Below are 23300 nucleotides of genomic sequence, written 5' to 3'. Positions count from 1 at the left end.
CGTGTTCGAGTCGGTCGCGGGGCTCATCGCCGAGCACGCCGACCTCGAGCAGCAGCTCGCCGACCCGGCGCTGCACGCCGATGCCGGTCGTGCGCGCCGGGTGAACCGGCGCTACGCCGAGCTCAGCCAGGTGAAGGCTGCGCACGAGCGCTGGCGCGGGGCGCTCGACGACCTCGAGGCGGCGCGCGAGCTCGCCCGCGAGGACGACGCCTTCGCCGAGGAGGTGCCGGCGCTGGAGCAGGCCGCGCACGAGACCGAGGAGAGGCTGCGGCGCCTGCTGATCCCGCGCGACCCGGATGACGGGCGCGACGTGATCATGGAGGTCAAGGGCGGCGAGGGCGGCGAGGAGTCAGCGCTGTTCGCGGCCGACCTCGTGCGCATGTACTCCCACTACGCCGCGAGCCGAGGCTGGAAGGTCGAGATGCTCGAGTCGACGGCGAGCGACATGGGTGGCTTCAAGGACGTGCAGATCGCCATCAAGGGCTCGTCGAACGACCCCGCGCAGGGCGTCTGGGCGTCGCTGAAGTACGAGGGCGGCGTGCACCGCGTGCAGCGCGTGCCGGCGACCGAGTCGCAGGGCCGCATCCACACCTCGACCACCGGTGTGCTGGTGTTCCCGGAGGTCGATGCGCCCGACGAGATCCAGATCGACCAGAACGACCTGAAGATCGACGTCTACCGCTCCTCGGGCCCGGGAGGGCAGAGCGTGAACACGACCGACTCGGCGGTGCGCATCACGCACCTGCCGACCGGCATCACGGTGTCGATGCAGAACGAGAAGAGCCAGCTGCAGAACCGCGAGGCGGGCATGCGCGTGCTGCGCGCGCGCCTGCTGGCGCGGCAGCAGGAGGAGCTCGACGCTGCCGCCTCGGACGCGCGGCGGTCGCAGATCCGCGGCATGGATCGCTCCGAGCGCATCCGCACCTACAACTTCCCCGAGAACCGCATCGCCGACCACCGCACCGGGTTCAAGGCCTACAACCTCGACACCGTGATGGACGGCGCGCTGCAGGCCGTGATCGACTCGTGCATCGCCGCCGACGAAGAGGCGCGCCTGGCCGCGCTCGCGGGCGACGAGGCCTGATCCGCTGATGCCGCGCATGCCCGGGCGGCGGCGTCGCGGGCGTGCGCAGGGGGACGCGAGCCCGATGGGGGCCGCGTTCTGGCGCTTCTGGAGCGTCGAGCTCGCGACCGAGACCGGGATCGGCCTCGCCGTCATCGCCCTGCAGACCATGGTGCTGCTCGACCTCGGCGGGGGAGCGACCGAGGTCGGCTGGCTGTCCTCGGCGCGCTTCCTGCCCTACGTGGTGCTCGGCCTCGTCGTCGGCGCGCTCGTCGAGGGGATGCGCCGCCGCACGGTGATGATCGTGAGCGACCTCGCCCGCGCGCTCGTGCTCGGCGGGCTCGCGGCGGTGTGGCTGGTCGGCGGCGGCGCGCTCTGGGTGCTGCTGCTCGCGGTCGTGCTGCTCGGCACCGCGAGCCTCCTGAACGACGCCGCCTCGCAGGCGTTCGTGCCGCGGCTCGTCGATCGCGAGCGGCTGCTGCCGGCGCATCAGCGGCTCGACGCCGGCTCGAACGTCGCCCAGTCGGCGGGGCCTGCGGCCTCCGGCGCGGTGATCGCGTGGCTCGGAGCGCCGATCTCGCTGCTGCTGGCCGCGCTCGCGCACCTGGTCTCGGCGATCGTGCTCTGCACGCTGCCGAGGGATGCGCGCGCCGCCCGCCGGCCCCAGGGGCTGTGGTCCGCGATCGGCGACGGCCTGCGCTTCGTGCACCGGCATCCGCGCCTGGGGCCGCAGGCCCGCTGGACCCACGCGTGGTTCCTCTGCAACGGCGCCGCGATGACGCTGCTCGTGCCGCTCGTGCTGCTCGAGCTCGGGACCGGCCCGGCGGGCCTCGGCCTCGCGATCGGTGCGCTGGGGGCGGCGACCCTCGCTGGCACGGCGCTCGCCGGCGCCGTCGCCGGCCGACTCGGCCTCGCGCGCACCGTCCTGCTCGAGCGCTCGGTGCTGCCGTTCGCGTGGTCGCTCGTCGCCCTCCCCGGCGTGCTGCAGCTGCCCGCGGCGGTCGGTCTCGCGCTCGTGCTCGCCGGGCTCGTCGCGGCCGGCATCGTCATGGGCCTGTCGAACCCGAGCGAGATGGCGCTGCGCCAGCGGGCGACGCCCGACAGGATGCAGGCGCGCATGAACGCGACGATGCGCACCGTCAACCGGGCGATGATCGTCGTCGCAGCGCCGCTGGGCGGCCTGCTCGGCGACGCGATCGGCGTCGGCCCTGCGCTCGCGATCGTCTGCGCGGGCTTCGCCGTCGCGGCCGTCGGGCTCGCGCGCTCGCCCTTCGCCCGCGGTCGCACCGCCCGCTAGGCTCGCAGCATGATCGCCCTGGCGCAGGCCGCGAACCCGCTGCTCCCGGCGACCTACGACGTCGTCTGGTCGCTGGTCGTCATCGTCGTGGTCGCGCTGGCGGCCGCCGCGCTGTGGCAGATCCTTCGCGCTCGCGAGCTCTCGGGTACGCACGTGCTGCTGTGGGTGCTCATCGTGCTCGTCGCGCCGGTCGTCGGCGCGCTCGGCTGGTTCGTGCTCGGTCGGCCGCGGCGCCGAGCGAACGCCTCCGCCTGACGGGCGCGCCCGGGCGTAGGCTCGCGCCATGGCCCAGGTCACGCTGCTGTGCGGTCCCGCGGGAGCCGGCAAGTCGACGCTCGCGCGCGAGCTGGAGGCGGCGGGCGCTCTCGTGCTCTCCTACGACCGCGAGTCCTGGGCGCGGGGAGTGCGCGACGGGCTGCCATCGGTCGAGCTGATGCAGCAGATCGACGCCGAGCTGCACGAGCGGCTCGCCGAGGCGATCGCCCGAGACCGCTCGGTCGTGCTCGACGCGTCCCTCTCCACGCGCGCGATGCGCGACCGGTGGCGGATGCGCTGCGGCGCCATGGGCGTGCCGGTCGAGCTGGTCGTCGTGCGGGCGCCGCTCGACGTGCTGCTGGAGCGGGTGCGCGCTCGCACCCCCGGGCCCGATGCGGTGCGGCTCGACGAGGAGGTGCTCGCGGCGTACGTCGCGGCGTTCGAGTGGCCGGGGGAGCACGAGGCGCACCGCACGGTCGACACCGGCGCGGAGCCCGCCACCGTCCCGACCGCCGGCGCTCCGGATCCCGACCCCTCGCGGAGAGCCCGACCTGGTGCACCGGGTCGGGATCGGCGGTGAGGGTCGGCGTCCCGGCCCGCGGCCGCTCGGGGCGCGGCCGCTCGGCGGTGCGGCCGTGCTGCCGTGCCAGGATGAGGGCATGCAGGCCTGGCTGATCGTCGCAGCGCTCGCGCTGCTCGCGGGAGCGGCGTCGCTGATCGCGGTCACGCACCTCGCCGGCGTCGGGCGGCTGCATCGGCACCGCTTCCTCGGCCTCCGCTCTCGGGCCGCGCTCGCCTCCGAGGAGCGCTGGCGCCGCGCGCACCGCGCCGCGACGCCCATCGCGTGGCTCACGGGAGCCATCGGGGCGATCGCGGCCGGCGGGGCGCTCGCGTTCGCAGCGACACCCGACGCGCAGACCGAAGCGCTGGTGCTCGTGGTGTTCAGCGCCGTCGTGCTGGGTGTCGGCCTCGCGCTCAGCGCCCAGCGCGCCGGCGCCGCGGTGCGCTGACCGATGCCGCTCCGACCTCGGCGAGGAGCCGCCGACTCGGCTAGGATGGGTGCTGGATCCGACGCAGGATCCGCGGACGAGGGAGCCGTACCCGCATCGCGACAAGACGGCCGGAAGGACTCGTCATGTCGTGGCTGATCCTGGTCGCCTCCGGCCTCCTCGAGGCCGTCTGGGCGACGGCGCTCGGTCGCTCGAAGGGCTTCACGAAGTGGCGGCCGACCGTCGTCTTCGCGATCGCGCTCGTGCTCTCGATGGTGGGGCTCGCCATCGCGATGCAGGAGATCCCGACCGGCACGGCGTACGCCGTCTGGGTGGGCATCGGCGCGGGCGTCACGGCGCTCTGGGCGATCGTGACGAAGGCCGAGCGCGCCACCTGGGTGCGCGTCGGCCTGATCGCGCTGCTCATCGCCTCCGTCGTCGGCCTGAAGGTGTTCGCATGAGCGGCGCCGTGCACGAGAGCGGCGAGACCGTCGAGCCGTCGGCTCCGCGCGCGGGCATCGTGCGCCTCGCCTGGCCCCTCCTGCTGGTCTCCGCCGTGCTCGAGGCGGTCTGGGCGACGGCGCTCTCGGCATCGGCGGGGTTCACGCTGCCGCTGCCGACGGTCGTCTTCGCCGTCGCGCTCGCCCTCAGCATGGTGGGGCTCGCGCTCGCCGCGCGCAGCATCCCGATCGGCACCGCCTACGCCGTCTGGGCGGGCATCGGTGCTGCGCTGACGGTCGCGTGGTCGATGCTGACCGGCTCGCAGGCGCTCAGCTGGCCCGTCGTGCTCTGCGTCGCGGGGATCATCGTCGCGGTCGTGGGCCTCAAGCTCACGAGCGGGCACGACGAGCACGGGCCGCGCGCCGAGGCACCGCTCGAGCGCTGATCCGGCCCGCGCGGCAGCGGCAGGTCAGATCGAGTACTCGATGTGCGGCAGCTCCGCGTCGGCGGTGCGGGCGACGGGCCGCGCGGGGATGCCGACGAGGGTCGTGCCGGAGGGCGCGTCCTGCAGCACCACGGCGTTTGCCCCGACCTTGACGTCGTCGCCCAGCGCGACGGGGCCGAGGATCTTCGCGCCCGCGCCCACGAGCACGCGGTCGCCGAGGGTCGGGTGCCGCTTGATCGCGGCGTTCGCCGTGCCGCCGAGCGTGACGCCGTGGTAGAGCATGACGTCGTCGCCCGTCTCGGCGGTCTCGCCGATCACGACGCCCATGCCGTGGTCGATGAAGAAGCGGCGGCCGAGGCGCGCGCCGGGGTGGATCTCGACCCCCGTGAAGAACCGCGCGAGCTGGCTGCCGGCGCGCGCGAGGGAGCGCGCACCGGCGTGCCAGAGGCGGTGGTTGACGCGATGGGCCCACACGGCGTGGAGGGTCGAGTAGGTGAGCGCGATCGTCAGCGCCCCGCGGGCGGCGGGGTCGTGCCGCTTCGCGCTCTCGATGTCCTCTCGGATGTTGAGCAGGCCCATGCAGCGTCAGACCAGGTCGGCGTAGATCGGCATCGACAGGTAGCGCTCGCCCGTGTCGCAGACGATCGCCACGATCGTCTTGCCCGCCGATTCGGGGCGCTTGGCGACCTCGAGCGCCGCCCAGAGGATCGCGCCCGACGAGATGCCGGCGAAGATGCCCTCCTCGGCCGCCAGTCGGCGGCCGAGGCGCACGGCGTCGTCGAGCTCGACGTCGACGACCTCGTCGTAGACCTCGGTGTCGAGGATCTCTGGCACGAAGTTGGCGCCGAGGCCCTGGATCTTGTGCGGTCCCGCCTGCCCCTTGGTCAGCAGCGGCGAGTCCGCGGGCTCGACGGCGACGAGGTGGATGTCGGGGTTCAGCTCCTTCAGGCGGCCGCCGGCGCCGGTGATGGTGCCGCCGGTGCCGATGCCGGCGATGAAGACGTCGACCTCGCCGTCGGTGTCCGCCCAGATCTCCTCCGCGGTCGTCTCGCGGTGGACGCGCACGTTCGCCTCGTTGGCGAACTGGCGCGCCAGGATCGCGCCCGGCGTCTCGTCGACGATCTGCTGCGCGCGCTCGACGGCGCCGCGCATGCCGTCGGCGCCGGGGGTGAGCACGAGCTGCGCGCCGTAGGCCTTGAGGATCGCGCGGCGCTCGACCGACATCGTCTCGGGCATCGACAGGATCACGGTGTACCCGCGGGCAGCGCCGACGAGGGCGAGCGCGATGCCGGTGTTGCCGCTCGTGCCCTCGACGATGGTGCCGCCGGGCTGGAGCTCTCCGGAGGCCTCGGCCGCGTCGATGATCGCCTTGCCGATGCGATCCTTGACGGACGCGGCGGGGTTGAACGACTCGAGCTTGAGCAGCACGGTCGCGTCGGTGTCGTCGAGCCGCTGCAGCCGCACGAGGGGAGTGCCGCCGATCGTGGCGGTGATGTCGTCGAAGATGCGCGCCATGCCGTGTCCTTTCATCGGGTGGAAGCCTGGCTTCTATCCTACGGGTCTCGCCTCTCCGTTCGCTGAGGGGCGAGCGGCCCCGCCGATCGCGCCCCGCGGCCCTTCGACACCCTCGGCTCCCGCGGCGCGAAGCGGCGCAGGCGAGCGCGGCGCCGCTACCGTGGTGCTCGTGGCGCATCCGGCTGTGGCAGAGATCATCGGCGAGGCCCGCTCGCACCTTGCGGCGGTCGGCATCGAGGGGCCCGACGCCGAGCTGCTCGCCGCCTGGGCGATGGGCCGCAGCCTCGGCGAGCTCCGCGTCGACATGACCCTCGGCCGCGTCATCGACGCGGAGGCGCTCGCACGGCTCCGCTCGGCCCTCGCGCGCCGCGCGGCGCGCGAGCCGCTGCAGCACATCACCGGCCTGGCGCCGTTCCGCCACGTCGAGCTGGCGGTGGGCCCGGGGGTCTTCACCCCGCGGCCCGAGACCGAGCTGCTCGTCGACGTGGCGCTCGACCACCTCCGGCAGCAGTCCGACCGCGCGCCGCTCGTGCTGGACGTCGGCACCGGCAGCGGCGCGGTGGCCGTCTCGATCGCGCGCGAGAGCGCGGCTCGCGTCGTCGCCGTGGAGACGAGCCCGGCCGCCTACGTCTGGGCTCGTCGCAACCTCGCGGCGCTCGCGCCCGAGACGGTGCTGCTGCACGCCGACGCGCGCGACGCGGCTGCGCTCGCCTCCGTCGGCGTCACACCGGGGGCGCTCGCCGCGCTCGTCTCCAACCCGCCCTACGTGCCCCACGCCTCCGTCCCCGCCGATCACGAGGTGCGGCGGTTCGACCCGCAGGGGGCCCTCTACTCCGGCGCCGACGGGCTCGACCTCGTCCGCGACCTCGTCTCGCTCGCGGCCGACCTGGTGCGGCCCAGGGGCCTCGTGGCGTTCGAGCACGCGGAGGAGCAGGGCCCTCGGATCGTGCAGATGCTCGAGGACGCGGGGTTCTCGAACGGCCGCACGCGACGGGACCTCGCGGGGCGCGACCGGGTCACCGCCGCCACCAGGTAGTGAGCCGCACGACTACCATGGGCGAGTGCCCGCGATCCACGACTGCGCCGATCCCGCCTCCCTCCTCGCGGGGGTGCGGGCGGCTCGCACGGCGATCGCCGCCGGCCAGTGCATCGTGATCCCCACCGACACCGTCTACGGGATCGCGGCCGACGCCTTCTCGCACGCGGCGGTCGCCGGACTGCTCGCGGCCAAGGGCCGCGATCGAGGCTTCCCGCCCCCCGTGCTCGTGGCCGACCGGCACATGGCGACGGCGCTGGCCGAGCGCGTCCCGCCCGAGATCGAACCGCTGCTCGACGCCCACTGGCCGGGGCCGCTCACGGTCATCCTGCGCGCGCAGCCCTCGCTCACCTGGGATCTCGGCGACACCGGCGGCACCGTGGCCGTGCGGGTGCCCGATCACCCGATCGCGATCGAGCTGCTGCGCGAGACAGGCCCGCTCGCCGTCTCGAGCGCCAACAAGCACGGCATGCCGGCGGCGACCGAGGCGGCCGCCGCCGCGGAGATGCTGGGCGACAGCGTCGCGGTCGTGCTCGACGCGGGCGCGGTCGGAGGCACGGACGGCACCGGTCAGCGCCACGAGTCGGCGGGGGAGCCCGCCCCGAACAACGGCTCGACGATCCTGGACTGCTCGAGCGAGGGCACCGTCCGCATCGTGCGCCAGGGCGTGCTGCCGCGAGCGACCATCGCCGCCGTCCTGGGCGAGCTGCTCGCGGAGGGGTGATGCCGTGATCTTCCTGCTGATCACGCTCACGGCAGCGGTCGTCACCTTCGTCGCCTGCCGGCTGGTGCTGCGCTTCGCGCTCAAGCACGGCATCCACCCGCCGGTGCGCGAGCGCGACGTGCACTCGCGCCCCACGCCCCGCCTCGGCGGCGTCGCGATGTGCATCGGCCTGCTGGTGACCTTCGGCATCGCCTCGCTGATCCCCGACCTCGCGGGCGTCTTCGCCGAGCCGACGCGCATCGTGGCCCTGCTGGGCGGCGCGATCGCGATCTGCATCATCGGCGTGCTCGACGACCTGTTCGACCTCGACTGGATGCTGAAGCTGGGTGCCCAGATCCTCGTCGCCACGGGGGTCGCCTTCTTCGGCGTGCAGATCGTCAGCCTGCCGATCGGCGGGCTCACGGTGCCGTCGTCGACGATGGCGATCGTGCTGACGGTGCTCATCATCGTGCTCGTCATGAACGCCGTGAACTTCATCGACGGCCTCGACGGCCTCGTCGCGGGGACCACGATCATCGGGTCGACGGCGTTCTTCGGGTACATCTGGATCATCAGCCAGAACTTCAGCCAGCAGAACGCCTACTTCTCTCTCGCGAGCCTCATCACCGCGATCATCGTCGGTGTCTGCCTGGGCTTCCTGCCGGTCAACTGGCACCCTGCCCGCATGTTCATGGGCGACGGGGGAGCCCTGATGCTCGGGCTCCTGACGGCGGCGAGCGCCATCGCGGTGACGGGGCAGATCGACATCGGCACGATGGGCGGCCGCAGCCAGATCCTGCCTGCCTTCATCCCGGTGCTGCTGCCGCTGGCGATCCTGCTGCTGCCGATGACCGACTTCGTGCTCGCCGTCGTGCGACGCGTCATCAACGGCAACAGCCCGTTCGCCGCCGACCGCAAGCACCTGCACCACCGGCTGCTCGACATGGGCCACTCCCACCTCGGCGCCGTGCTCATCTTCTACGCATGGACGACGGTCGTCTCCGTCGGCTGCCTGCTCTTCCTGCTGCCGATGCCGTGGTGGGTCGCGGTGGGCATCATGCTCGCGGGGTTCGTGCTGTGCGGCATCCTCACGGCGGCCCCCGTCAGCCGGCGCGTCTGGCGCACGTTCCTGCGGGTGGTGCGCGAGCGGCGCGCGGGGCATGGGAAGATGGCAGCGACCGATGTCGACGCGCGCGTCGGCACCCAGGCCGAGCCTCAGGGGGATCCCCGGTGACCACGACCCAGATCATGCAGCGCATCCTGCTGTGGGGCGGCATCCTGGCTGCGGCCGTCGCCGTCCTCGGCGGCGTGGTCGGATGGTTCCTGGCCGAGGGAGCCGGCGTCGCCTCCGCGCTCGTCGGCACGGCGCTCGCGATCGTCTTCTGCATGCTCACGGCCGGCAGCATCGTGCTCGCCCTGAAGCTCTCGAAGGGCGAGATGGTCTCCGGCGCCTTCTTCGGCGTGGTGCTCGGCGGATGGCTGCTGAAGTTCGCGCTGTTCATCGTGCTGGTCTTCGTGCTCGGCGAGCAGGACTGGCTGCACCGCGGGGTCGCCTTCGGCTCGCTGCTCGTGGCCGTCATCGGCTCGCTCGTGATCGACTGCGTCGTGATCGCCACGAGCCGTCAGCCGACCATCGACAGCGACGCCGACGACGAGACCCAGGGGCGGCCCGCCTCCGGCGCTCGCGCCTGAGATCGTGGGCCGGATCTGGCCGAGCGGCGGGCGTCGCTCTGCTAGAGTCATGAGTGCTCCCCCCACTGCATCGCTCATCTTCGAGCGTGTCCGCGCGAGGGGGCGCACCGACGTCGAACCGGCGCCAGGCGCCATGAGGTTGAGGAAGAGACGCTGAACGCCTTGATGACGCTGCTGGCCGCCGCAGGAACCGAGCCTGAGCCGTTCCATCCGCCGAGCCTGGCCGACTTCTTCCCGCCGGTCTTCCTCTTCGCGGAGCCGACCATCCCGTGGTTCGACGGCGAGTCACCGATCTTCGGCATCAACCGCATCATCCTGGTGCGCTTCATCGCGGCGGCGGTGCTGATCCTCGTGTTCGTGCTCGGCACGCGCAAGCTGCGCCTGATCCCGACCCGCGGCCAGAGCCTCATCGAGATGGGCCTGGGCTTCGTGCGCGACAGCATCGCCATCGACCTGCTGGGCGAGAAGGACGGCAAGCGCTTCCTGCCGCTCATCACGACCATCTTCTTCATGGTGCTGGCGATGAACCTCACGGGCATCATCCCGGGGCTGAACATCGCGGGCACCTCCGTGATCGGCGTGCCCCTCGTGCTCGCGCTGGTCGCCTACATCGCGTTCATCTACGCGGGCATCAAGAAGCACCCGGGCGCCTTCTTCAAGAACGCGCTGTTCCCGCCCGGCGTGCCGAAGGCCCTCTACGTCATCGTCACGCCGATCGAGGTCCTCTCGACCTTCATCCTGCGCCCGGTCACGCTGACGCTGCGACTGATGATGAACCTGCTCGTCGGCCACCTGATGCTCGTGCTGTTCTTCGCCGCGACGCACTTCTTCCTCTTCAGCGCCGGGGGCCTGTTCCCGCTGCTGAGCGTCGGCACCCTGGCCTTCGGCTTCGCCTTCACGGTCTTCGAGCTGCTCGTCTCCGTGCTGCAGGCCTACGTCTTCGCCATCCTCACGACCGTCTACATCCAGCTCGCGCTGGCTGAAGAGCACTGACCAACCCCCGGACTCCCGGAACTCAACGGAAGGAAACACCGTGGACAACGCCACGACCATTCTCGCCGAGATCAACGGCAACATCGGCACCGTCGGCTACGGCCTCGCCGCGATCGGCCCGGCCATCGGTGTCGGCATCGTCGTCGGCAAGACGATCGAGGGTGTCGCGCGCCAGCCCGAGCTGCAGGGCCGCCTGACGGTCCTGATGTTCATCGGCATCGCGTTCACCGAGGCGCTGGCCTTCATCGGCATCGCCACGTACTTCTTCATGACGAACTGACGTTCGCATGCTGACTCTTCCCCTGCAGATGGCGGACGAGGCGGAGCTCCCGAACCCCCTCCTCCCCGCCTTCTACGACATCCTCTGGTCGCTGGTCGTCTTCGTCGTCCTCCTGCTGATCTTCTGGAAGGTCGTCCTGCCTCGCATGCAGAAGCTGCTCGACGAGCGCTCTGCCGCGATCGAGGGCGGCATCAAGAAGGCCGAGGAGGCACAGGCCGAGGCCGCTGCCGCGCTGGAGTCCTACAACACGCAGCTCGCGGAGGCACGCGCCGAGGCGGCCCAGATCAAGGAGAAGGCTCGCGCCGACGCCTCCAAGATCGAGGCCGACCTCAAGGCTCGCGCCGTCGAGGACGCGGAGCGCATCACCGCGCAGGCGCAGCAGCGCATCGAGCAGGAGCGCCAGGCGGCGTTCTCGTCGCTGAAGTCCGAGGTCGGCACGCTCGCCCTCGACCTCAGCGAGAAGGTCGTCGGCGAGTCGATGGACGACTCGCGCTCCTCGGCCATCGTCGACCGCTTCCTCGCCGACCTCGAGCGCGAGGGAGCGAACCGCTAGTGGGCAGTGCGACCAGCCAGGCACGGGCCGGCATCGACGAGGCGCTCAGGGCGCAGCCCTTCGCGGGGCTCGAGGACGCGCGGGAGCTCTTCCGGGCGACGCGCGCGCTCGAGCGCAGCTCGCAGGTGCTCTCCTCGCTGACGGATGGCACGGCGACGCCCGACTCGCGCGCGGCGCTCGCCGTCCGCGTGCTCGGGCAGCTGGGCTCCCCGGCGCAGGCCGTGGTCGCGCACCTGGCTCGCCAGCGCTGGTCGAGCGCCGACGACATCCTCGCCGCGATCGACAGCGCGGGCATCCGCGTGGCCGTCCGCGCAGCGGGCGGTGCCGACGTCGCCGGCGAGATCGCCTCGTTCCAGCGGATCGTGGGCTCCGACCCCGAGCTCGAGCTGGCCCTTGGCGGGCTGCGCGGCACGGCCGACGACAAAGCGCGGCTCGTCGAGCGCCTGCTCGGCGGGCGCTCGCACGAGGCCACGCTCGCGATCCTCGACCACCTCGTGCGCGCCCCGCGCGGCCGTCGCATCGGGCAGCTGCTCCGCGGCGCCGCCGCAGAGGTCGCTGCGGCAGCGGGCAACGCGCTCGCCACCGTCACCACCGCGAGGGCGATCCCCGCTGCGCAGCTCGACCGGCTCCGCGCCGGGCTCGAGCGCCAGTACGGCCGCTCGCTCCAGCTGCAGCAGATCGTCGACCCGGCAGTCCTCGGAGGGCTCCGCGTCTCGGTCGGCGACGACATCATCGACGGCACCGTCCGTTCCAAGTTCACCGACCTGCGCCTGAAGCTCGGCTAGGTCGAAGCATCCGAAGAGGAAGACACATGTCAGAGCTCACCATCAGCCCCGACGAGATCAAGGGCGCCCTCGCCGACTTCGTCTCGTCCTACGAGGCGCAGTCCTCCACGACTGCCGAGGTTGGCCACGTCATCGACGCAGCCGACGGCATCGCGCACGTCGAGGGCCTGCCCGGCGTCATGGCCAACGAGCTCGTCCGCTTCGCGGACGGCACCCTCGGCCTCGCGCAGAACCTCGACGAGGCCGAGATCGGCGTCGTCGTGCTCGGTGAGTTCGCCGGCATCGAGGCGGGCATGGAGGTGACCCGCACGGGCGAGGTCCTCTCGGTCCCCGTCGGCGAGGGCTACCTCGGCCGCGTCGTCGACCCGCTCGGCAACCCGATCGACGGCCTCGGCGACGTCGCCACGAGCGGCCGTCGCGCCCTCGAGCTCCAGGCGCCCGGCGTCATGCAGCGCAAGTCGGTGCACGAGCCGCTCCAGACGGGCATCAAGGCGATCGACGCCATGATCCCGGTCGGCCGCGGCCAGCGCCAGCTGATCATCGGCGACCGCCAGACCGGCAAGACGGCCCTGGCGATCGACACGATCATCAACCAGAAGGCCAACTGGGACTCGGGCGACGTCACCAAGCAGGTGCGCTGCATCTACGTCGCGATCGGCCAGAAGGGCTCGACCATCGCCTCGGTGAAGGGCGCGCTCGAGGACGCCGGCGCCATGGCCTACACGACCATCGTCGCCTCGCCCGCCTCCGACCCTGCAGGCTTCAAGTACCTGGCCCCCTACTCCGGCTCGGCCATCGGCCAGCAGTGGATGTACGAGGGCAAGCACGTCCTGATCATCTTCGACGACCTGTCGAAGCAGGCGGAGGCCTACCGCGCCGTGTCGCTGCTGCTGCGCCGCCCGCCGGGCCGCGAGGCCTACCCGGGTGACGTCTTCTACCTGCACTCCCGCCTGCTGGAGCGCTGCGCGAAGCTCTCCGACGAGCTGGGCGCCGGCTCGATGACGGGCCTCCCGATCATCGAGACGAAGGCCAACGACGTCTCGGCCTACATCCCGACCAACGTGATCTCGATCACCGACGGCCAGATCTTCCTCCAGTCCGACCTCTTCAACGCCAACCAGCGTCCCGCGGTCGACGTCGGCATCTCGGTCTCGCGAGTCGGCGGTGACGCACAGGTCAAGTCGATCAAGTCGGTCTCCGGCACGCTCAAGCTCGAGCTGGCGCAGTACCGCTCGCTGCAGGCGTTCGCGATGTTCGCATCCGACCTCGACGCCACCTCGCGCCGTCAGCTCGAGCGCGGCGCGCGCCTGACCGAGCTGCTGAAGCAGCCGCAGTACTCGCCGTACCCGGTGGAGGAGCAGGTCGTCTCGATCTGGGCCGGCACGAACGGCAAGCTCGACTCGATCGAGGTCGGCCAGGTGCTGCAGTTCGAGTCCGAGCTGCTCGAGCACCTGCGCAACAACAGCACGGTCCTCACCGCGATCCGCGAGAGCAACAAGCTCGACGACGACGTGAAGGCGCAGCTGGAGTCCGAGGTCGACGAGTTCACCCGCAACTGGCAGGGCAACGCGACGCCCAGCATCACGGACCCGGGCACCGAGTCGAACAACCCGATGGTTGAGGACGTCAACCAGGAGCAGATCGTCAAGGGCCGTCGCTGACGCGAGCTCGCTGAGGAGGCGGAATGGGAGCCCAGCTCCGGGTCTACACGCAGAAGATCAAGTCTGCGCAGTCGACCAAGAAGATCACGAAGGCGATGGAGCTCATCGCTGCATCGCGCATCCAGAAGGCGCTCGTGCGCGTGAAGGCGTCGAACCCGTACGCCCGGGCGTTGACGCGCGCGGTGAGCGCGGTCGCGACGTTCTCGAACGAGGCGCACCCGCTGACCGTGGAGCGCGCTGAGCTGAAGCGGGCGGCGATCGTCGTCGTCACGAGCGACCGCGGCCTGGCCGGCGCGTTCAACTCGCAGATCATCCGCGAGGCGGGGGAGCTGCGGGCCAAGCTCGAGGCGGAGGGCAAGGAGGTCGACCACTACCTGGTCGGCAACAAGGCCGTCGGCTACTTCAAGTTCCGGCAGCGCCCCTACGTCCAGGAGTGGACGGGGCAGTCGGACGTGCCGAGCCCCGAGCTCGCGCAGGAGATCGCCGAGCGCGTGCTCGAGGCCTACGTCTCGGAGCAGGTGGACGAGATCCACGTCGTCTACAACCGCTTCGTCAGCATGATGACGCAGGATCCGACGACCGTGCGGCTGCTGCCGCTCGAGGTCGTGGAGGCCGATGCCGGCGACACCAGCGCCGAGCACCTGCCGCTCTACGAGTTCGAGCCGGAGCCCGCTCGCGTGCTCGACGCGCTGCTGCCGGTGTACGTCGAGAGCCGCATCTTCAACGCGCTCCTGCAGTCGGCCGCCGCGAAGCAGGCTGCCACGCAGAAGGCGATGAAGTCGGCCTCCGACAACGCCGACAAGCTCATCACCGACTACACCCGCCTGCGCAACAACGCGCGCCAGGCCGAGATCACGACGCAGATCTCCGAGATCGTGGGCGGCGCGGACGCCCTCGCCTCGGCGAAGTAGCCACGAAAGGCAACCACCATGACCATCACTGACACCCACGAGGCCCCGCAGAAGCAGGCCGGGGTCGGCCGCATCGCTCGCGTCACCGGTCCCGTCGTCGACATCGAGTTCCCGCACGACGCGATCCCCTCGGTCTACAACGCGCTCAAGACGACCGTCGACTTCGGCGACGGCACCGAGACGCAGGAGATCACGCTCGAGGTCGCGCAGCACCTCGGCGACGACCTGGTGCGCGCCATCGCGCTGAAGCCGACCGACGGCCTGGTCCGCGGCCAGGAGGTGCGCGACACGGGCGAGCCGATCATGGTGCCCGTCGGCGACATCACCAAGGGCAAGGTCTTCAACGTCATCGGCGAGGCCCTCAACCTCCCCGAGGGCGAGACGCTCGAGGTGAGCGAGCGCTGGGGGATCCACCGCAAGGCGCCGTCGTTCGACCAGCTCGAGTCGAAGACGCAGCTGTTCGAGACCGGCATCAAGGTCATCGACCTGCTGACCCCCTACGTGCAGGGCGGCAAGATCGGCCTCTTCGGCGGTGCCGGTGTCGGCAAGACCGTCCTCATCCAGGAGATGATCCAGCGCGTCGCGCAGGACCACGGCGGTGTCTCGGTGTTCGCCGGAGTCGGCGAGCGCACGCGCGAGGGCAACGACCTGATCCACGAGATGGAGGAGGCGGGCGTCTTCGACAAGACGGCCCTCGTCTTCGGCCAGATGGACGAGCCGCCGGGCACGCGCCTCCGCGTCGCGCTGAGCGCGCTGACGATGGCGGAGTACTTCCGCGACGTCCAGAAGCAGGACGTGCTGCTCTTCATCGACAACATCTTCCGCTTCACGCAGGCCGGCTCCGAGGTCTCGACGCTGCTGGGCCGCATGCCCAGCGCCGTCGGCTACCAGCCGAACCTCGCCGACGAGATGGGCATCCTGCAGGAGCGCATCACCTCGACCCGCGGCCACTCGATCACGTCGCTCCAGGCCATCTACGTGCCTGCGGACGACTACACCGACCCGGCCCCGGCGACGACGTTCGCGCACCTCGACGCGACGACCGAGCTGTCGCGAGAGATCGCGTCGAAGGGCCTCTACCCGGCCGTCGACCCGCTCACCTCGACCAGCCGCATCCTCGACCCCCGCTACCTGGGCGAGGACCACTACCGCGTCGCGACGACCGTCAAGCAGATCCTCCAGAAGAACAAGGAGCTGCAGGAGATCATCGCCATCCTCGGTGTCGACGAGCTGTCCGAGGAGGACAAGATCGTCGTGAACCGCGCGCGCCGCATCCAGCAGTTCCTCTCGCAGAACACCTACATGGCGAAGAAGTTCACCGGTGTCGAGGGCTCGACCGTGCCGCTCAAGGAGACGATCGAGTCGTTCGACGCGATCGCCAAGGGCGAGTTCGACCACGTCGCCGAGCAGGCCTTCTTCAACGTCGGCGCCATCTCGGACGTCGAGGAGAAGTGGGCGCAGATCCAGAAGGACAACGGCTGATGGCACTGACCGTCAGCATCGTGTCCGCGCTCGAGGAGGTGTGGACGGGTGAGGCCTCGCAGGTGATCGCCAAGACCACCGAAGGCGAGATCGGCATCCTCTCGGGTCACGAGCCGGTGCTCGCCGTGCTCGCCGACGAGGGGCAGGTGCGCGTCACGGACGCCTCCGGCACGGTGCACACGGTCGATGCGGCAGACGGCTTCCTCTCGGTCGACCACGACCGCGTGGAGATCGTCGCTCGGAACGCCAAGCTCGCGTGATCGTCCTGCTGCCGCCCAGCGAGACGAAGGCGGCAGGCGGGAGCGGCGCGAGCCTCATGACGGCCAGGCCGGGTGAGTCCCTGTGGGGATTCCCCGGGCTGGCCGTCGCCCGTTCCCGGGCGCTCGACGCGCTCGACCGCCTGGTCGCCGCCGGTCAGGACGAGTCCACGCCCGCGAAGGCCAGGGCCGCCGCCGACAACGCCGCCGTCCGCAGCTCGCCGACGATGCCCGCGATCGACCGCTACACGGGCGTGCTCTACGACGCGCTCGATGCCGCGTCGCTCGACCTCGACGCCCGCGCGTGGGTCGAGCGCCACGTCGTGATCCAGTCGGCGCTGCTGGGCTTCGTGCGCGCATCCGATGCGATCCCCGCCTACAAGGTCTCCGAGCACACGACGCTGCCGGGCGTGCGCATGCGCGAGCTCTGGGGCGATGCCGGGCGCGTGATCGAGGGCTTCGCGCTCGACCTGCGCTCCAAGGCGTACGCGCAGCTCGCGCCGGTCGCCGGGGCGGTGCCGATCGAGGTCGTCTCGCCCGAGGGCAAGGCGCTCAACCACTGGAACAAGGCGGGCAAGGGCGCGCTGGTGCGCTCGCTCGCGCAGTCGGGGGTCGAGGTCGAGTCGACGGATGCGCTGGTGGCGTGGTCGGCGTCGGCCGGCGTGCCCCTCACCCGCACCGAGACCGGCGTGCGGCTCGTGGTGCGGGATCCCCGCTTGGTCTCCGCGCGATAGCAGACGATGCGCTCGGCGCGGACGGAGTTCGCCGTGCCCGCGTCGCCCGCCGTGTCAGGCACCGCCCACCGGCGCGCGCCTAGGCTGGCAGCATGACGCGCACACTCGGGAACAGCGGCATCGAGGTCTCGCCCATCGGCCTCGGATGCAACAACTTCGGCCGCAAGGGCACCCGCACCGAGGATCAAGCGGGCACCGACGCGGTGATCCACGCGGCGATCGATCACGGCATCAGCCTGTTCGACACCGCAGACATCTACGGCAACCCCGCGACGACCTCTGAGACCCTGATGGGCGCCTCGTTCGCCAAGGCGGGCAGCGCCGCGCGCGACAAGGTGGTGCTCGCCACCAAGTGGGGGCACCAGCAGCTCGCGATCGAGGGCACCGAGGCCTGGGGTCCGAAGGGCGCCAGGCCGTACATCCGCAACGCGGTCGAGGCATCGCTGCGCCGCCTGCAGACCGACCGGATCGAGCTCTACCAGCTGCACACCCCCGATCCCGAGACGCCGATCGAGGAGACCGTCCGGGCCCTCGACGAGCTCGTCGACGAGGGCAAGATCATCGCCTACGGCCACTCGAACCTCAGCCCGGAGCAGATCGCCGAGGCCGCGGCGGTCGAGACGCCGAACGGCTTCGTGACGGCGCAGGACGAGTACTCGCTCGTCGCTCGCGACGTCGAGAAGGAGGTGCTGCCGGCGGTGCTCGAAGCCGGCATCGGGTTCCTGCCCTACTTCCCGCTCGCGAACGGCCTGCTCTCGGGCAAGTACTCGCGCGGCACGGGGCCGGCGGATGCGCGGCTCACGGCGCTGAAGCCGCAGCTGCTCGACGGCGTCGACTGGAGCCGCATCGACGAGTACGAGCGCATCGCGCGCGGCGCGGGCCGCTCGATGCTCGAGACCACCTTCCAGTGGCTGCTGGCGCAGCCGGCCGTGACGAGCGTGATCGCCGGAGCGACCCGGCCGGAGCAGGTCGCGCAGAACGCCGCAGCCGGCGGGGCCTCGCTCGATGCCGCCACCGTCGAGGAGATCGCGCACCTGTTCGCGTAGGGCGCGCCGCCCCGGCCCGTGGCTGCCGGGGCGCGCGCGCCCTCGGGCCGCGCAGGCGCGCGTGCGCAGCCGGCTCGGTCAGTAGTCGGTGCCGTGCCGGTCGACGTAGGGCTGGATGTCGCCGGCGCGCAGCGCTTCGCCGAGGTCGGCGGTCTGCGCCTGGTCGACGACGTTGACCGACTGCCCGCCCTGGTCGCCGAAGCCGGTGATGGGCGCCATCAGGCTGACCACGTCGTCCCGCTCGAGCTGCTGACTCAGCGAGGCGAGCGCGACCATGTCGTCGATCGAGAGGTCTCCGGTGATCTTCAGCCGCTCGGCGAAGTGCTGGAAGACGGTCAGCAGCTGCACGGGATCCTCGGTCGCGATCTCGTCGATGCGCTCGAGCATGCCGATGACCGCGGCCCGCTGCCGCTCGGTGCGATCCAGGTCGCCGAGCGGCAGGCCCTTGCGCTGGCGCACGTAGATGAGGCCGTCGGTGCCGGAGAGGTGCACCGGATCGGCGGTGAAGTCGACGACGCGGCCCGTGCTGTTGACGGTGACCTGCGTCGGGTGCTGGTTCTCCACGTCGAAGCCGTCGAGCGCTCGAGTCAGGGCGATGAAGCCCTCGAAGTCGGCCTGCACGACGTAGTCGATCTCGAGCCCGCCGAACATCGACGACACCGTCTCGACCATCACCGAGGTGCCGCCGCGGGCGAAGGCCGAGTTGATCTTGCCGGAGCCGAAGCCGCCGGCGAGGGGCACCCACGAGTCGCGGGTGATCGACACCAGCGCGAGCGTCTCGCGATCGGCAGAGATCTGGGCGAGCATGATGGCGTCGGCCTGTCCGGTCATGCTCCCGGGCGTGCGGGAGTCGGTGCCGAGCAGCAGCGCGGTGACCGCCCCCTCTGGCAGCGGGTCCGCCGGGCCCGTCGGGGTGGGGGTGGGGGTCGCCGTCGGCGCGGGGGCCACGATCGTCGGCGTCGGCGTCGCGGTGGGCGACGGCTGCGGCTGCGCTTGGGGCACGCAGCCGGTGATGGCCAGCGCCGCGGCCGCTGCGAGGGCGGTCAGCCGTGCTGCCGCGCCCGCCGGGAGCCCTGCTCGTCGTCGTGCCTTCGTCTGCATCCCCGCCACCTCGTGCTCGCCTCGCGCTGCCGCTGCATGGTCGTCGCCCGCTGCGTCGACCCGCCTCGTCGAGGCTAGCGGCTGGCGTGTGCGGGCGCCCGGTCAGCGCAGTGCGGCGTAGCCCTGCTCGCCGCGGGCGTTCGAGGCGGCCCTGATCGTCCCGTCGGGCTCGTGCGACGCGAACGAGAGGCGCCCGAGCGACCAGGGACCCGCATCCGTCACCAGGTGACCGCGACGGCGGAGCTCGGCGATCGTCGCCTCGCCGAGGCGCGACTCGACGTGCAGCCCTCCCGGCTCCCAGACGCGCGGCTCGAACGACGAGACGAGGTGCGTGATGTGCCAGGCGGGCGCGTCGATCGCAGCCTGCGGCGAGAGCCCGAGCACCCGCATGCCGAGCAGCATCGAGAGCTGCCACTGATCCTGCTGGTCCCCGCCGGGGGTGCCGAGCGCCGCGACCGCTCCGTCGTCGTCGACGAGCATCGTCGGCGACAGGGTGGTGCGGGGGCGGATGCGCGGGCCGAGGCTCGTCGGCAGCCCCGGCTCCAGCCACAGCATCTGGGCCCGCGTGCCGAGGCAGAAGCCGAGCTCGGCGATCGTGGGGCTCGACTGCAGCCAGCCGCCGGAGGGGGTGGCGGAGACGACCATGCCGTCGCGGTCGACGACGTCGATGTGGCACGTGTCGCCGCGCGTCGGCTCGCCGGCGCCGGCCGCGCGCTCGACCGTGCCGGCCGTGCGCAGCGCTGGCATGCGGGGCTCGCCCTGCAGCGCGCCGGGGCGGAGCTCGAGCGATGCGGTGTCGCCGATCAGGGCGCGGCGCGACGCCAGGTAGTCGGGGGAGAGCAGCTGCGAGAGGTCGGCGCCGTCGCCGAACCACGCGTCGCGGTCCGCGAAGGCGAGCTTCGTCGCCTCGGCAGCGAGGTGCACCGCGTCGGCGTCGAAGGCAGCGGGCGACGGCGGCCGCGTCGGCAGCAGGGGATCGAGCAGGCCGAGGGCGGCCAGCAGCGCGGGACCCTGGGTCCACGCGCCGGCCTTGTGCACGGTCGTGCCGCGCCAGGGCATGGAGGTCGTGGGCTCCCAGCTCGGTCGCCAGCTCGCCAGGTCGTCGCCGGAGAGCAGGCCGGCGTGGGCGTCGCCGGACGAGTCCATCACCGGGGTGCGGCTGTGGCGGTCGACGGCCTCGGCGACGAAGCCCTCGCTCCATGCGGCGATCGCCGCGTCGCAGGCTGCCTCGCGCGGTCGGCCGCTGCCGGCATCGGCGAGCCGGCGATAGGTGGCGCCGAGCGCCGGGTTCTGGATCACCGCCCAGTCGTCCGGCGCAGGGTATGCCCAGAGGGCGGCGGAGGCGGGCCAGTGCTCGCGGAAGTAGCCGGCCCTGCCGGCGATGGTGCGGGCGACGCGCGGCAGCACCCGATGGCCGCGCTCGGCGAGCTCGATCGCGAACGCCAGCACCTCGGCGGGCGCCCAGGTGCCGTGGTCGCGCAGCAGCGCCAGCCACGCGGGCACCGCTCCCGGCACCACGGCGGCGAGCAGGCCGGTGCCGGGGATGTGCTCGATGCCCTCGCTGCGCATCCGCTCGATCGTCGCGGCCGCCGGTGTCACGCCTTGGCCGCACAGCACGACCGGCTCGGCGCCCGGCGTGCGCAGGATGAGGGGGAGGTCTCCGCCGGGGCCGTTGAGGTGCGGCTCGACGACGTGGAGCACGAAGCCAGCGGCTGCGGCCGCATCAGCCGCGTTGCCGCCGCGCTCGAGCACGGCCATGCCGCTCGAGGAGGCGAGCCAGTGCGTCGAGGCGACCGCCCCGAAGGATCCTGTGAGCTCCGGTCGCGTGCGCATCATGCCGCAACGGTATCCGCCGATCGCGTCGCCGTGCTGCGTGCCGGGTGGAGGTCGAGGCGCCGCAGCAGCTGCGCGTTCAGCGCCACCACCACGGTCGACGCCGACATCAGCAGCGCCCCGACCGACATCGGCAGCACGAAGCCGAGCGGCGCGAGGATCCCGGCGGCGAGCGGCACCGAGAGCAGGTTGTAGCCCGCGGCCCACCAGAGGTTCTGCACCATCGTGCGCGTGCTGGCGCGCGAGAGGCGCACCACCGACACGACGCTGCGCGGATCCGAGCTCGCGAGGATCACGTCGGCCGAGGCGATCGCGACCTCGGTGCCGGCGCCGATCGCGAGCCCCACATCGGCGCGCGCGAGGGCCGGCGCATCGTTCACCCCGTCGCCGACGAAGGCCACGACGCGCCCCTCCTCCTGCAGGCGCGCCACCTCGCGCTCCTTGTGCTCGGGGCGCACGCTCGCCGCGACCCGGTCGATGCCGAGCTCGCGCGCGACCGAGGCGGCGACCGCCTCGGCGTCGCCCGTGATCATCGCGACGTCGATGCCGAGCGCGTGCAGCGCATCCACCGCCTGCTCCGACTCGGGGCGGATCGCGTCCGCCAGCCGCAGCGCGCCCGCCACCTCGCCGTCGACGACCACGTGCAGGATGATGGCGCCCTCGGCCCGCCACGGCTCGACGGCCGGCAGCTCGGCAGCGCCCTCCTCCTCGAGCATGCGCGGCCCGCCGACGCGCACGCGCCGCCCCTCGACGGTGGCCGTGACGCCGACCGCGGGGGAGGAGGCGACGTCGGATGCGCGGGGCACGGCGATGCCGTCGCGCTCCGCCGCGCGCACGATCGCCCGGGCGAGCGGGTGCTCGCTCTCGGCCTCGGCAGCGGCGGCGACGGCGAGCAGGCCGGGCTCGCCGCCCGCCGGAGAGGCACCCGCGACCGAGCGCACCTCGACGACCTCGGGCTCGCCGGCGGTGAGCGTGCCGGTCTTGTCGAACAGCACCACGTCGACGCGGCGCATCGTCTCGAGCGCCATGCGATCGGCGATGAGCACCCCCGACCGCGCGGCCCGCTCGGTCGCGATCGACACGACGAGCGGGATGGCGAGGCCGAGCGCGTGCGGGCAGGCGATCACGAGCACCGTCACGGCGCGCACGACGGCGTCGTCCGGCGAGCCGAGCGCTGCCCAGGCGATCGCGGTGATGCCCGCGGCGCCGAGCGCGAACCAGAACAGCCAACCCGCGGCCCGATCGGCGAGGCGCTGCGCGCGGGACGTCGAGGCCTGCGCATCGGCGACCAGGCGGCGGATGCCCGCGAGCGCCGTCTCGTCGCCGACGGCGTCGATGCGCACCCGCACGCTCGAGTCGGTCGCGATCGTGCCGGCGACGACGCGGTCGCCCACGCCGCGAGCCACGGGCCGCGACTCACCCGTGATCATCGACTCGTCGAAGCTCGCCGAGCCATCGACGATGACGCCGTCGGCGGGCGCACGGGCGCCCGGCCGCACGAGCGCGACGTCGTCGAGGCGCAGGCGCTCGGGAGCGACCGTCTCGGTGCCGCCGCCGTCGAGCACGCGCTCCGCCTCGTCGGGCAGCAGCGCGGCGAGCGAGTCGAGGGCCGACGAGCTCTGCGCGAGCGAGCGCATCTCGATCCAGTGGCCGAGCAGCATGATCACGACCAGCAGCGCGAGCTCCCACCAGAAGTCGAGCCGATGGTCGGCGAGGCCGAGCGTCGAGGCCCAGGATGCGCCGAAGGCCACGCTGATCGCGAGCGCGATGAGCAGCATCATGCCGGGCGCGCGCGCCCGCAGCTCGCTGACGGCCCCGCGCAGGAACGGCCGCCCGCCGATGGCGAACAGCAGCGTGCCGAGCACGGGGGAGACCCCGTGCAGCCAGGGCCAGGGCGGCAGCGCGTAGCCGACGATGGAGGCGAACATGCCGCTCAGCAGCACCGTCGGCACCGCGAGCGCCAGCATCCACCAGAAGAGGCGCCGGAAGGTCGCGCCGTGGTCGCCGTGGCCGCCGTGATCGTCGTGGCCGCCGTGATGCGCGTGGTCGCCGTCGACGGCTCGCGCGCGTCGTCCCGAGTGCTCGGCGGTCGTCATCGCCGCATCCGTCCGGGTGTGCTGCTGGGGCTCGCTCATGCGGAGAACCTATACCCCTAGGGGGTATCGCGCAAGCGCCGGACGCGGGGCTCGCGGTGGTGCTGCGCGAGCCCGCGCGCGTGCGCAGTCGCG

26 protein-coding genes and 1 riboswitch are annotated in these 23300 nt (G+C 72.3%); of the genes, 21 read left to right on the top strand and 5 right to left on the bottom strand.

What is annotated here, in order from left to right:
- Position 1 precedes the first annotated feature (1 nt).
- The 7 genes from prfA to AA0Z99_RS07600 all read left to right on the top strand — a co-directional run bounded on the left by prfA (position 2) and on the right by AA0Z99_RS07600 (position 4490).
- Positions 2-1084: a peptide chain release factor 1 gene (prfA, locus tag AA0Z99_RS07630; RefSeq protein WP_413316499.1), complete on the top strand. Its 1083-nt coding sequence runs from the start codon at positions 2-4 to the stop codon at positions 1082-1084.
- Positions 1085-1148: 64 nt separating this feature from the next.
- Complete coding sequence (locus AA0Z99_RS07625; protein ID WP_413316498.1) at positions 1149-2360, top strand: MFS transporter; 1212 nt, start codon at positions 1149-1151, stop codon at positions 2358-2360.
- A 9-nt stretch (positions 2361-2369) separates the two neighbouring features.
- Positions 2370-2615, top strand: a complete 246-nt coding sequence (locus AA0Z99_RS07620; protein ID WP_413316497.1) for a PLDc N-terminal domain-containing protein — start codon at positions 2370-2372, stop codon at positions 2613-2615.
- A gap of 28 nt (positions 2616-2643) precedes the next feature.
- A complete protein-coding gene (locus AA0Z99_RS07615) occupies positions 2644-3195 on the top strand; it encodes an AAA family ATPase (RefSeq protein WP_413316496.1) in 552 nt (183 codons plus the stop codon).
- A gap of 79 nt (positions 3196-3274) precedes the next feature.
- Entirely contained in the window at positions 3275-3625 is a 351-nt protein-coding gene (locus tag AA0Z99_RS07610) for an SdpI family protein (RefSeq protein ID WP_413316494.1), read from the top strand.
- 51 nt (positions 3626-3676) lie between these two features.
- Positions 3677-3740, top strand: a riboswitch (guanidine-III (ykkC-III) riboswitch).
- A 10-nt stretch (positions 3741-3750) separates the two neighbouring features.
- Positions 3751-4065, top strand: coding sequence for a DMT family transporter (locus AA0Z99_RS07605; RefSeq protein ID WP_413316492.1), 315 nt, complete (start codon positions 3751-3753; stop codon positions 4063-4065).
- A complete protein-coding gene (locus AA0Z99_RS07600; RefSeq protein ID WP_413316490.1) occupies positions 4062-4490 on the top strand; it encodes a DMT family transporter in 429 nt (142 codons plus the stop codon). The genes AA0Z99_RS07605 and AA0Z99_RS07600 overlap by 4 nt, the downstream gene beginning before the upstream one ends.
- 24 nt (positions 4491-4514) lie before the next feature.
- Here the strand turns inward: AA0Z99_RS07600 and epsC are convergent, their stop codons facing one another.
- Positions 4515-5069 (bottom strand): serine O-acetyltransferase EpsC, encoded by a 555-nt coding sequence (gene epsC / locus AA0Z99_RS07595; RefSeq protein WP_413316488.1) that lies wholly within the window; start codon positions 5067-5069, stop codon positions 4515-4517.
- A 6-nt stretch (positions 5070-5075) separates the two neighbouring features.
- A complete protein-coding gene (gene cysK, locus AA0Z99_RS07590; RefSeq protein ID WP_413316486.1) occupies positions 5076-6005 on the bottom strand; it encodes a cysteine synthase A in 930 nt (309 codons plus the stop codon).
- A gap of 169 nt (positions 6006-6174) precedes the next feature.
- On the opposite strand from cysK, the gene prmC reads away from it, so the two are divergent.
- The 14 genes from prmC (at position 6175) to AA0Z99_RS07520 (ending at position 18138) form a co-directional block, all read left to right on the top strand.
- Positions 6175-7041 (top strand): peptide chain release factor N(5)-glutamine methyltransferase, encoded by an 867-nt coding sequence (prmC, locus tag AA0Z99_RS07585; protein ID WP_413316484.1) that lies wholly within the window; start codon positions 6175-6177, stop codon positions 7039-7041.
- A 25-nt stretch (positions 7042-7066) separates the two neighbouring features.
- Positions 7067-7765, top strand: coding sequence for an L-threonylcarbamoyladenylate synthase (locus tag AA0Z99_RS07580; protein WP_413316482.1), 699 nt, complete (start codon positions 7067-7069; stop codon positions 7763-7765).
- Between the two features lie 4 nt (positions 7766-7769).
- Positions 7770-8978 (top strand): glycosyltransferase family 4 protein, encoded by a 1209-nt coding sequence (locus AA0Z99_RS07575; protein ID WP_413316480.1) that lies wholly within the window; start codon positions 7770-7772, stop codon positions 8976-8978.
- Positions 8975-9436, top strand: a complete 462-nt coding sequence (locus tag AA0Z99_RS07570) for a hypothetical protein (RefSeq protein WP_413316478.1) — start codon at positions 8975-8977, stop codon at positions 9434-9436. The genes AA0Z99_RS07575 and AA0Z99_RS07570 overlap by 4 nt, the downstream gene beginning before the upstream one ends.
- A 165-nt stretch (positions 9437-9601) precedes the next feature.
- The gene (gene atpB / locus AA0Z99_RS07565; RefSeq protein ID WP_413320809.1) at positions 9602-10429 is read left to right on the top strand and encodes a F0F1 ATP synthase subunit A; all 828 of its coding nucleotides are present in this window, start codon (positions 9602-9604) and stop codon (positions 10427-10429) included.
- Positions 10430-10469: 40 nt separating this feature from the next.
- Positions 10470-10709 carry an ATP synthase F0 subunit C gene (gene atpE, locus AA0Z99_RS07560; protein ID WP_072313035.1) on the top strand — a complete coding sequence of 80 codons (240 nt, stop codon included), beginning with the start codon at positions 10470-10472 and terminating at the stop codon, positions 10707-10709.
- Positions 10710-10716: 7 nt separating this feature from the next.
- Positions 10717-11262, top strand: coding sequence for a F0F1 ATP synthase subunit B (locus AA0Z99_RS07555; protein WP_413316475.1), 546 nt, complete (start codon positions 10717-10719; stop codon positions 11260-11262).
- Entirely contained in the window at positions 11262-12047 is a 786-nt protein-coding gene (locus tag AA0Z99_RS07550; RefSeq protein WP_413316473.1) for a F0F1 ATP synthase subunit delta, read from the top strand. Before AA0Z99_RS07555 ends, AA0Z99_RS07550 begins: the two co-directional genes overlap by 1 nt.
- Before the next feature lie 26 nt (positions 12048-12073).
- The gene (atpA, locus tag AA0Z99_RS07545; RefSeq protein WP_413316471.1) at positions 12074-13708 is read left to right on the top strand and encodes a F0F1 ATP synthase subunit alpha; all 1635 of its coding nucleotides are present in this window, start codon (positions 12074-12076) and stop codon (positions 13706-13708) included.
- 23 nt (positions 13709-13731) lie between these two features.
- Positions 13732-14619: a F0F1 ATP synthase subunit gamma gene (locus AA0Z99_RS07540; RefSeq protein ID WP_413316469.1), complete on the top strand. Its 888-nt coding sequence runs from the start codon at positions 13732-13734 to the stop codon at positions 14617-14619.
- 18 nt (positions 14620-14637) lie between these two features.
- On the top strand, positions 14638-16101 hold the full coding sequence (gene atpD / locus AA0Z99_RS07535; protein ID WP_413316467.1) for a F0F1 ATP synthase subunit beta: 1464 nt from the start codon (positions 14638-14640) through the stop codon (positions 16099-16101).
- Entirely contained in the window at positions 16101-16361 is a 261-nt protein-coding gene (locus AA0Z99_RS07530) for a F0F1 ATP synthase subunit epsilon (protein ID WP_413316465.1), read from the top strand. Before atpD ends, AA0Z99_RS07530 begins: the two co-directional genes overlap by 1 nt.
- Entirely contained in the window at positions 16358-17092 is a 735-nt protein-coding gene (locus tag AA0Z99_RS07525; RefSeq protein ID WP_413316464.1) for a YaaA family protein, read from the top strand. Before AA0Z99_RS07530 ends, AA0Z99_RS07525 begins: the two co-directional genes overlap by 4 nt.
- 92 nt (positions 17093-17184) lie before the next feature.
- Entirely contained in the window at positions 17185-18138 is a 954-nt protein-coding gene (locus AA0Z99_RS07520) for an aldo/keto reductase (protein ID WP_413316462.1), read from the top strand.
- 78 nt (positions 18139-18216) lie between these two features.
- Here AA0Z99_RS07520 and AA0Z99_RS07515 read toward each other — a convergent pair whose 3' ends face one another.
- The 3 genes from AA0Z99_RS07515 to AA0Z99_RS07505 form a co-directional block, all read right to left on the bottom strand.
- A complete protein-coding gene (locus tag AA0Z99_RS07515; protein ID WP_413316460.1) occupies positions 18217-19239 on the bottom strand; it encodes an LCP family protein in 1023 nt (340 codons plus the stop codon).
- 102 nt (positions 19240-19341) lie between these two features.
- A complete protein-coding gene (locus AA0Z99_RS07510; RefSeq protein WP_413316458.1) occupies positions 19342-21075 on the bottom strand; it encodes a gamma-glutamyltransferase family protein in 1734 nt (577 codons plus the stop codon).
- The gene (locus AA0Z99_RS07505; RefSeq protein WP_413316456.1) at positions 21072-23207 is read right to left on the bottom strand and encodes a heavy metal translocating P-type ATPase; all 2136 of its coding nucleotides are present in this window, start codon (positions 23205-23207) and stop codon (positions 21072-21074) included. The genes AA0Z99_RS07510 and AA0Z99_RS07505 overlap by 4 nt, the downstream gene beginning before the upstream one ends.
- Positions 23208-23300: the final 93 nt, after the last annotated feature.

It is taken from the genome of Agrococcus phoenicis (assembly GCF_047302415.1).
Lineage (GTDB): Bacteria > Actinomycetota > Actinomycetes > Actinomycetales > Microbacteriaceae > Agrococcus.
This window is presented reverse-complemented; position numbering and strand designations above follow the sequence as displayed.

Coding starts and splice junctions, on each gene's coding strand:
- AA0Z99_RS07530 (WP_413316465.1), top strand. CDS start 16,101: ATGGCACTGACCGTCAGCATCGTGTCCGCGCTCGAGGAGGTGTGGACG.
- atpA (WP_413316471.1), top strand. CDS start 12,074: ATGTCAGAGCTCACCATCAGCCCCGACGAGATCAAGGGCGCCCTCGCC.
- cysK (WP_413316486.1), bottom strand. CDS start 6,005: ATGGCGCGCATCTTCGACGACATCACCGCCACGATCGGCGGCACTCCC.
- AA0Z99_RS07510 (WP_413316458.1), bottom strand. CDS start 21,075: ATGATGCGCACGCGACCGGAGCTCACAGGATCCTTCGGGGCGGTCGCC.
- AA0Z99_RS07555 (WP_413316475.1), top strand. CDS start 10,717: ATGCTGACTCTTCCCCTGCAGATGGCGGACGAGGCGGAGCTCCCGAAC.
- AA0Z99_RS07520 (WP_413316462.1), top strand. CDS start 17,185: ATGACGCGCACACTCGGGAACAGCGGCATCGAGGTCTCGCCCATCGGC.
- AA0Z99_RS07615 (WP_413316496.1), top strand. CDS start 2,644: ATGGCCCAGGTCACGCTGCTGTGCGGTCCCGCGGGAGCCGGCAAGTCG.
- atpD (WP_413316467.1), top strand. CDS start 14,638: ATGACCATCACTGACACCCACGAGGCCCCGCAGAAGCAGGCCGGGGTC.
- AA0Z99_RS07515 (WP_413316460.1), bottom strand. CDS start 19,239: ATGCAGACGAAGGCACGACGACGAGCAGGGCTCCCGGCGGGCGCGGCA.
- atpB (WP_413320809.1), top strand. CDS start 9,602: ATGACGCTGCTGGCCGCCGCAGGAACCGAGCCTGAGCCGTTCCATCCG.
- AA0Z99_RS07600 (WP_413316490.1), top strand. CDS start 4,062: ATGAGCGGCGCCGTGCACGAGAGCGGCGAGACCGTCGAGCCGTCGGCT.
- AA0Z99_RS07620 (WP_413316497.1), top strand. CDS start 2,370: ATGATCGCCCTGGCGCAGGCCGCGAACCCGCTGCTCCCGGCGACCTAC.
- epsC (WP_413316488.1), bottom strand. CDS start 5,069: ATGGGCCTGCTCAACATCCGAGAGGACATCGAGAGCGCGAAGCGGCAC.
- AA0Z99_RS07610 (WP_413316494.1), top strand. CDS start 3,275: ATGCAGGCCTGGCTGATCGTCGCAGCGCTCGCGCTGCTCGCGGGAGCG.
- AA0Z99_RS07540 (WP_413316469.1), top strand. CDS start 13,732: ATGGGAGCCCAGCTCCGGGTCTACACGCAGAAGATCAAGTCTGCGCAG.
- AA0Z99_RS07505 (WP_413316456.1), bottom strand. CDS start 23,207: ATGAGCGAGCCCCAGCAGCACACCCGGACGGATGCGGCGATGACGACC.
- AA0Z99_RS07605 (WP_413316492.1), top strand. CDS start 3,751: ATGTCGTGGCTGATCCTGGTCGCCTCCGGCCTCCTCGAGGCCGTCTGG.
- AA0Z99_RS07625 (WP_413316498.1), top strand. CDS start 1,149: ATGGGGGCCGCGTTCTGGCGCTTCTGGAGCGTCGAGCTCGCGACCGAG.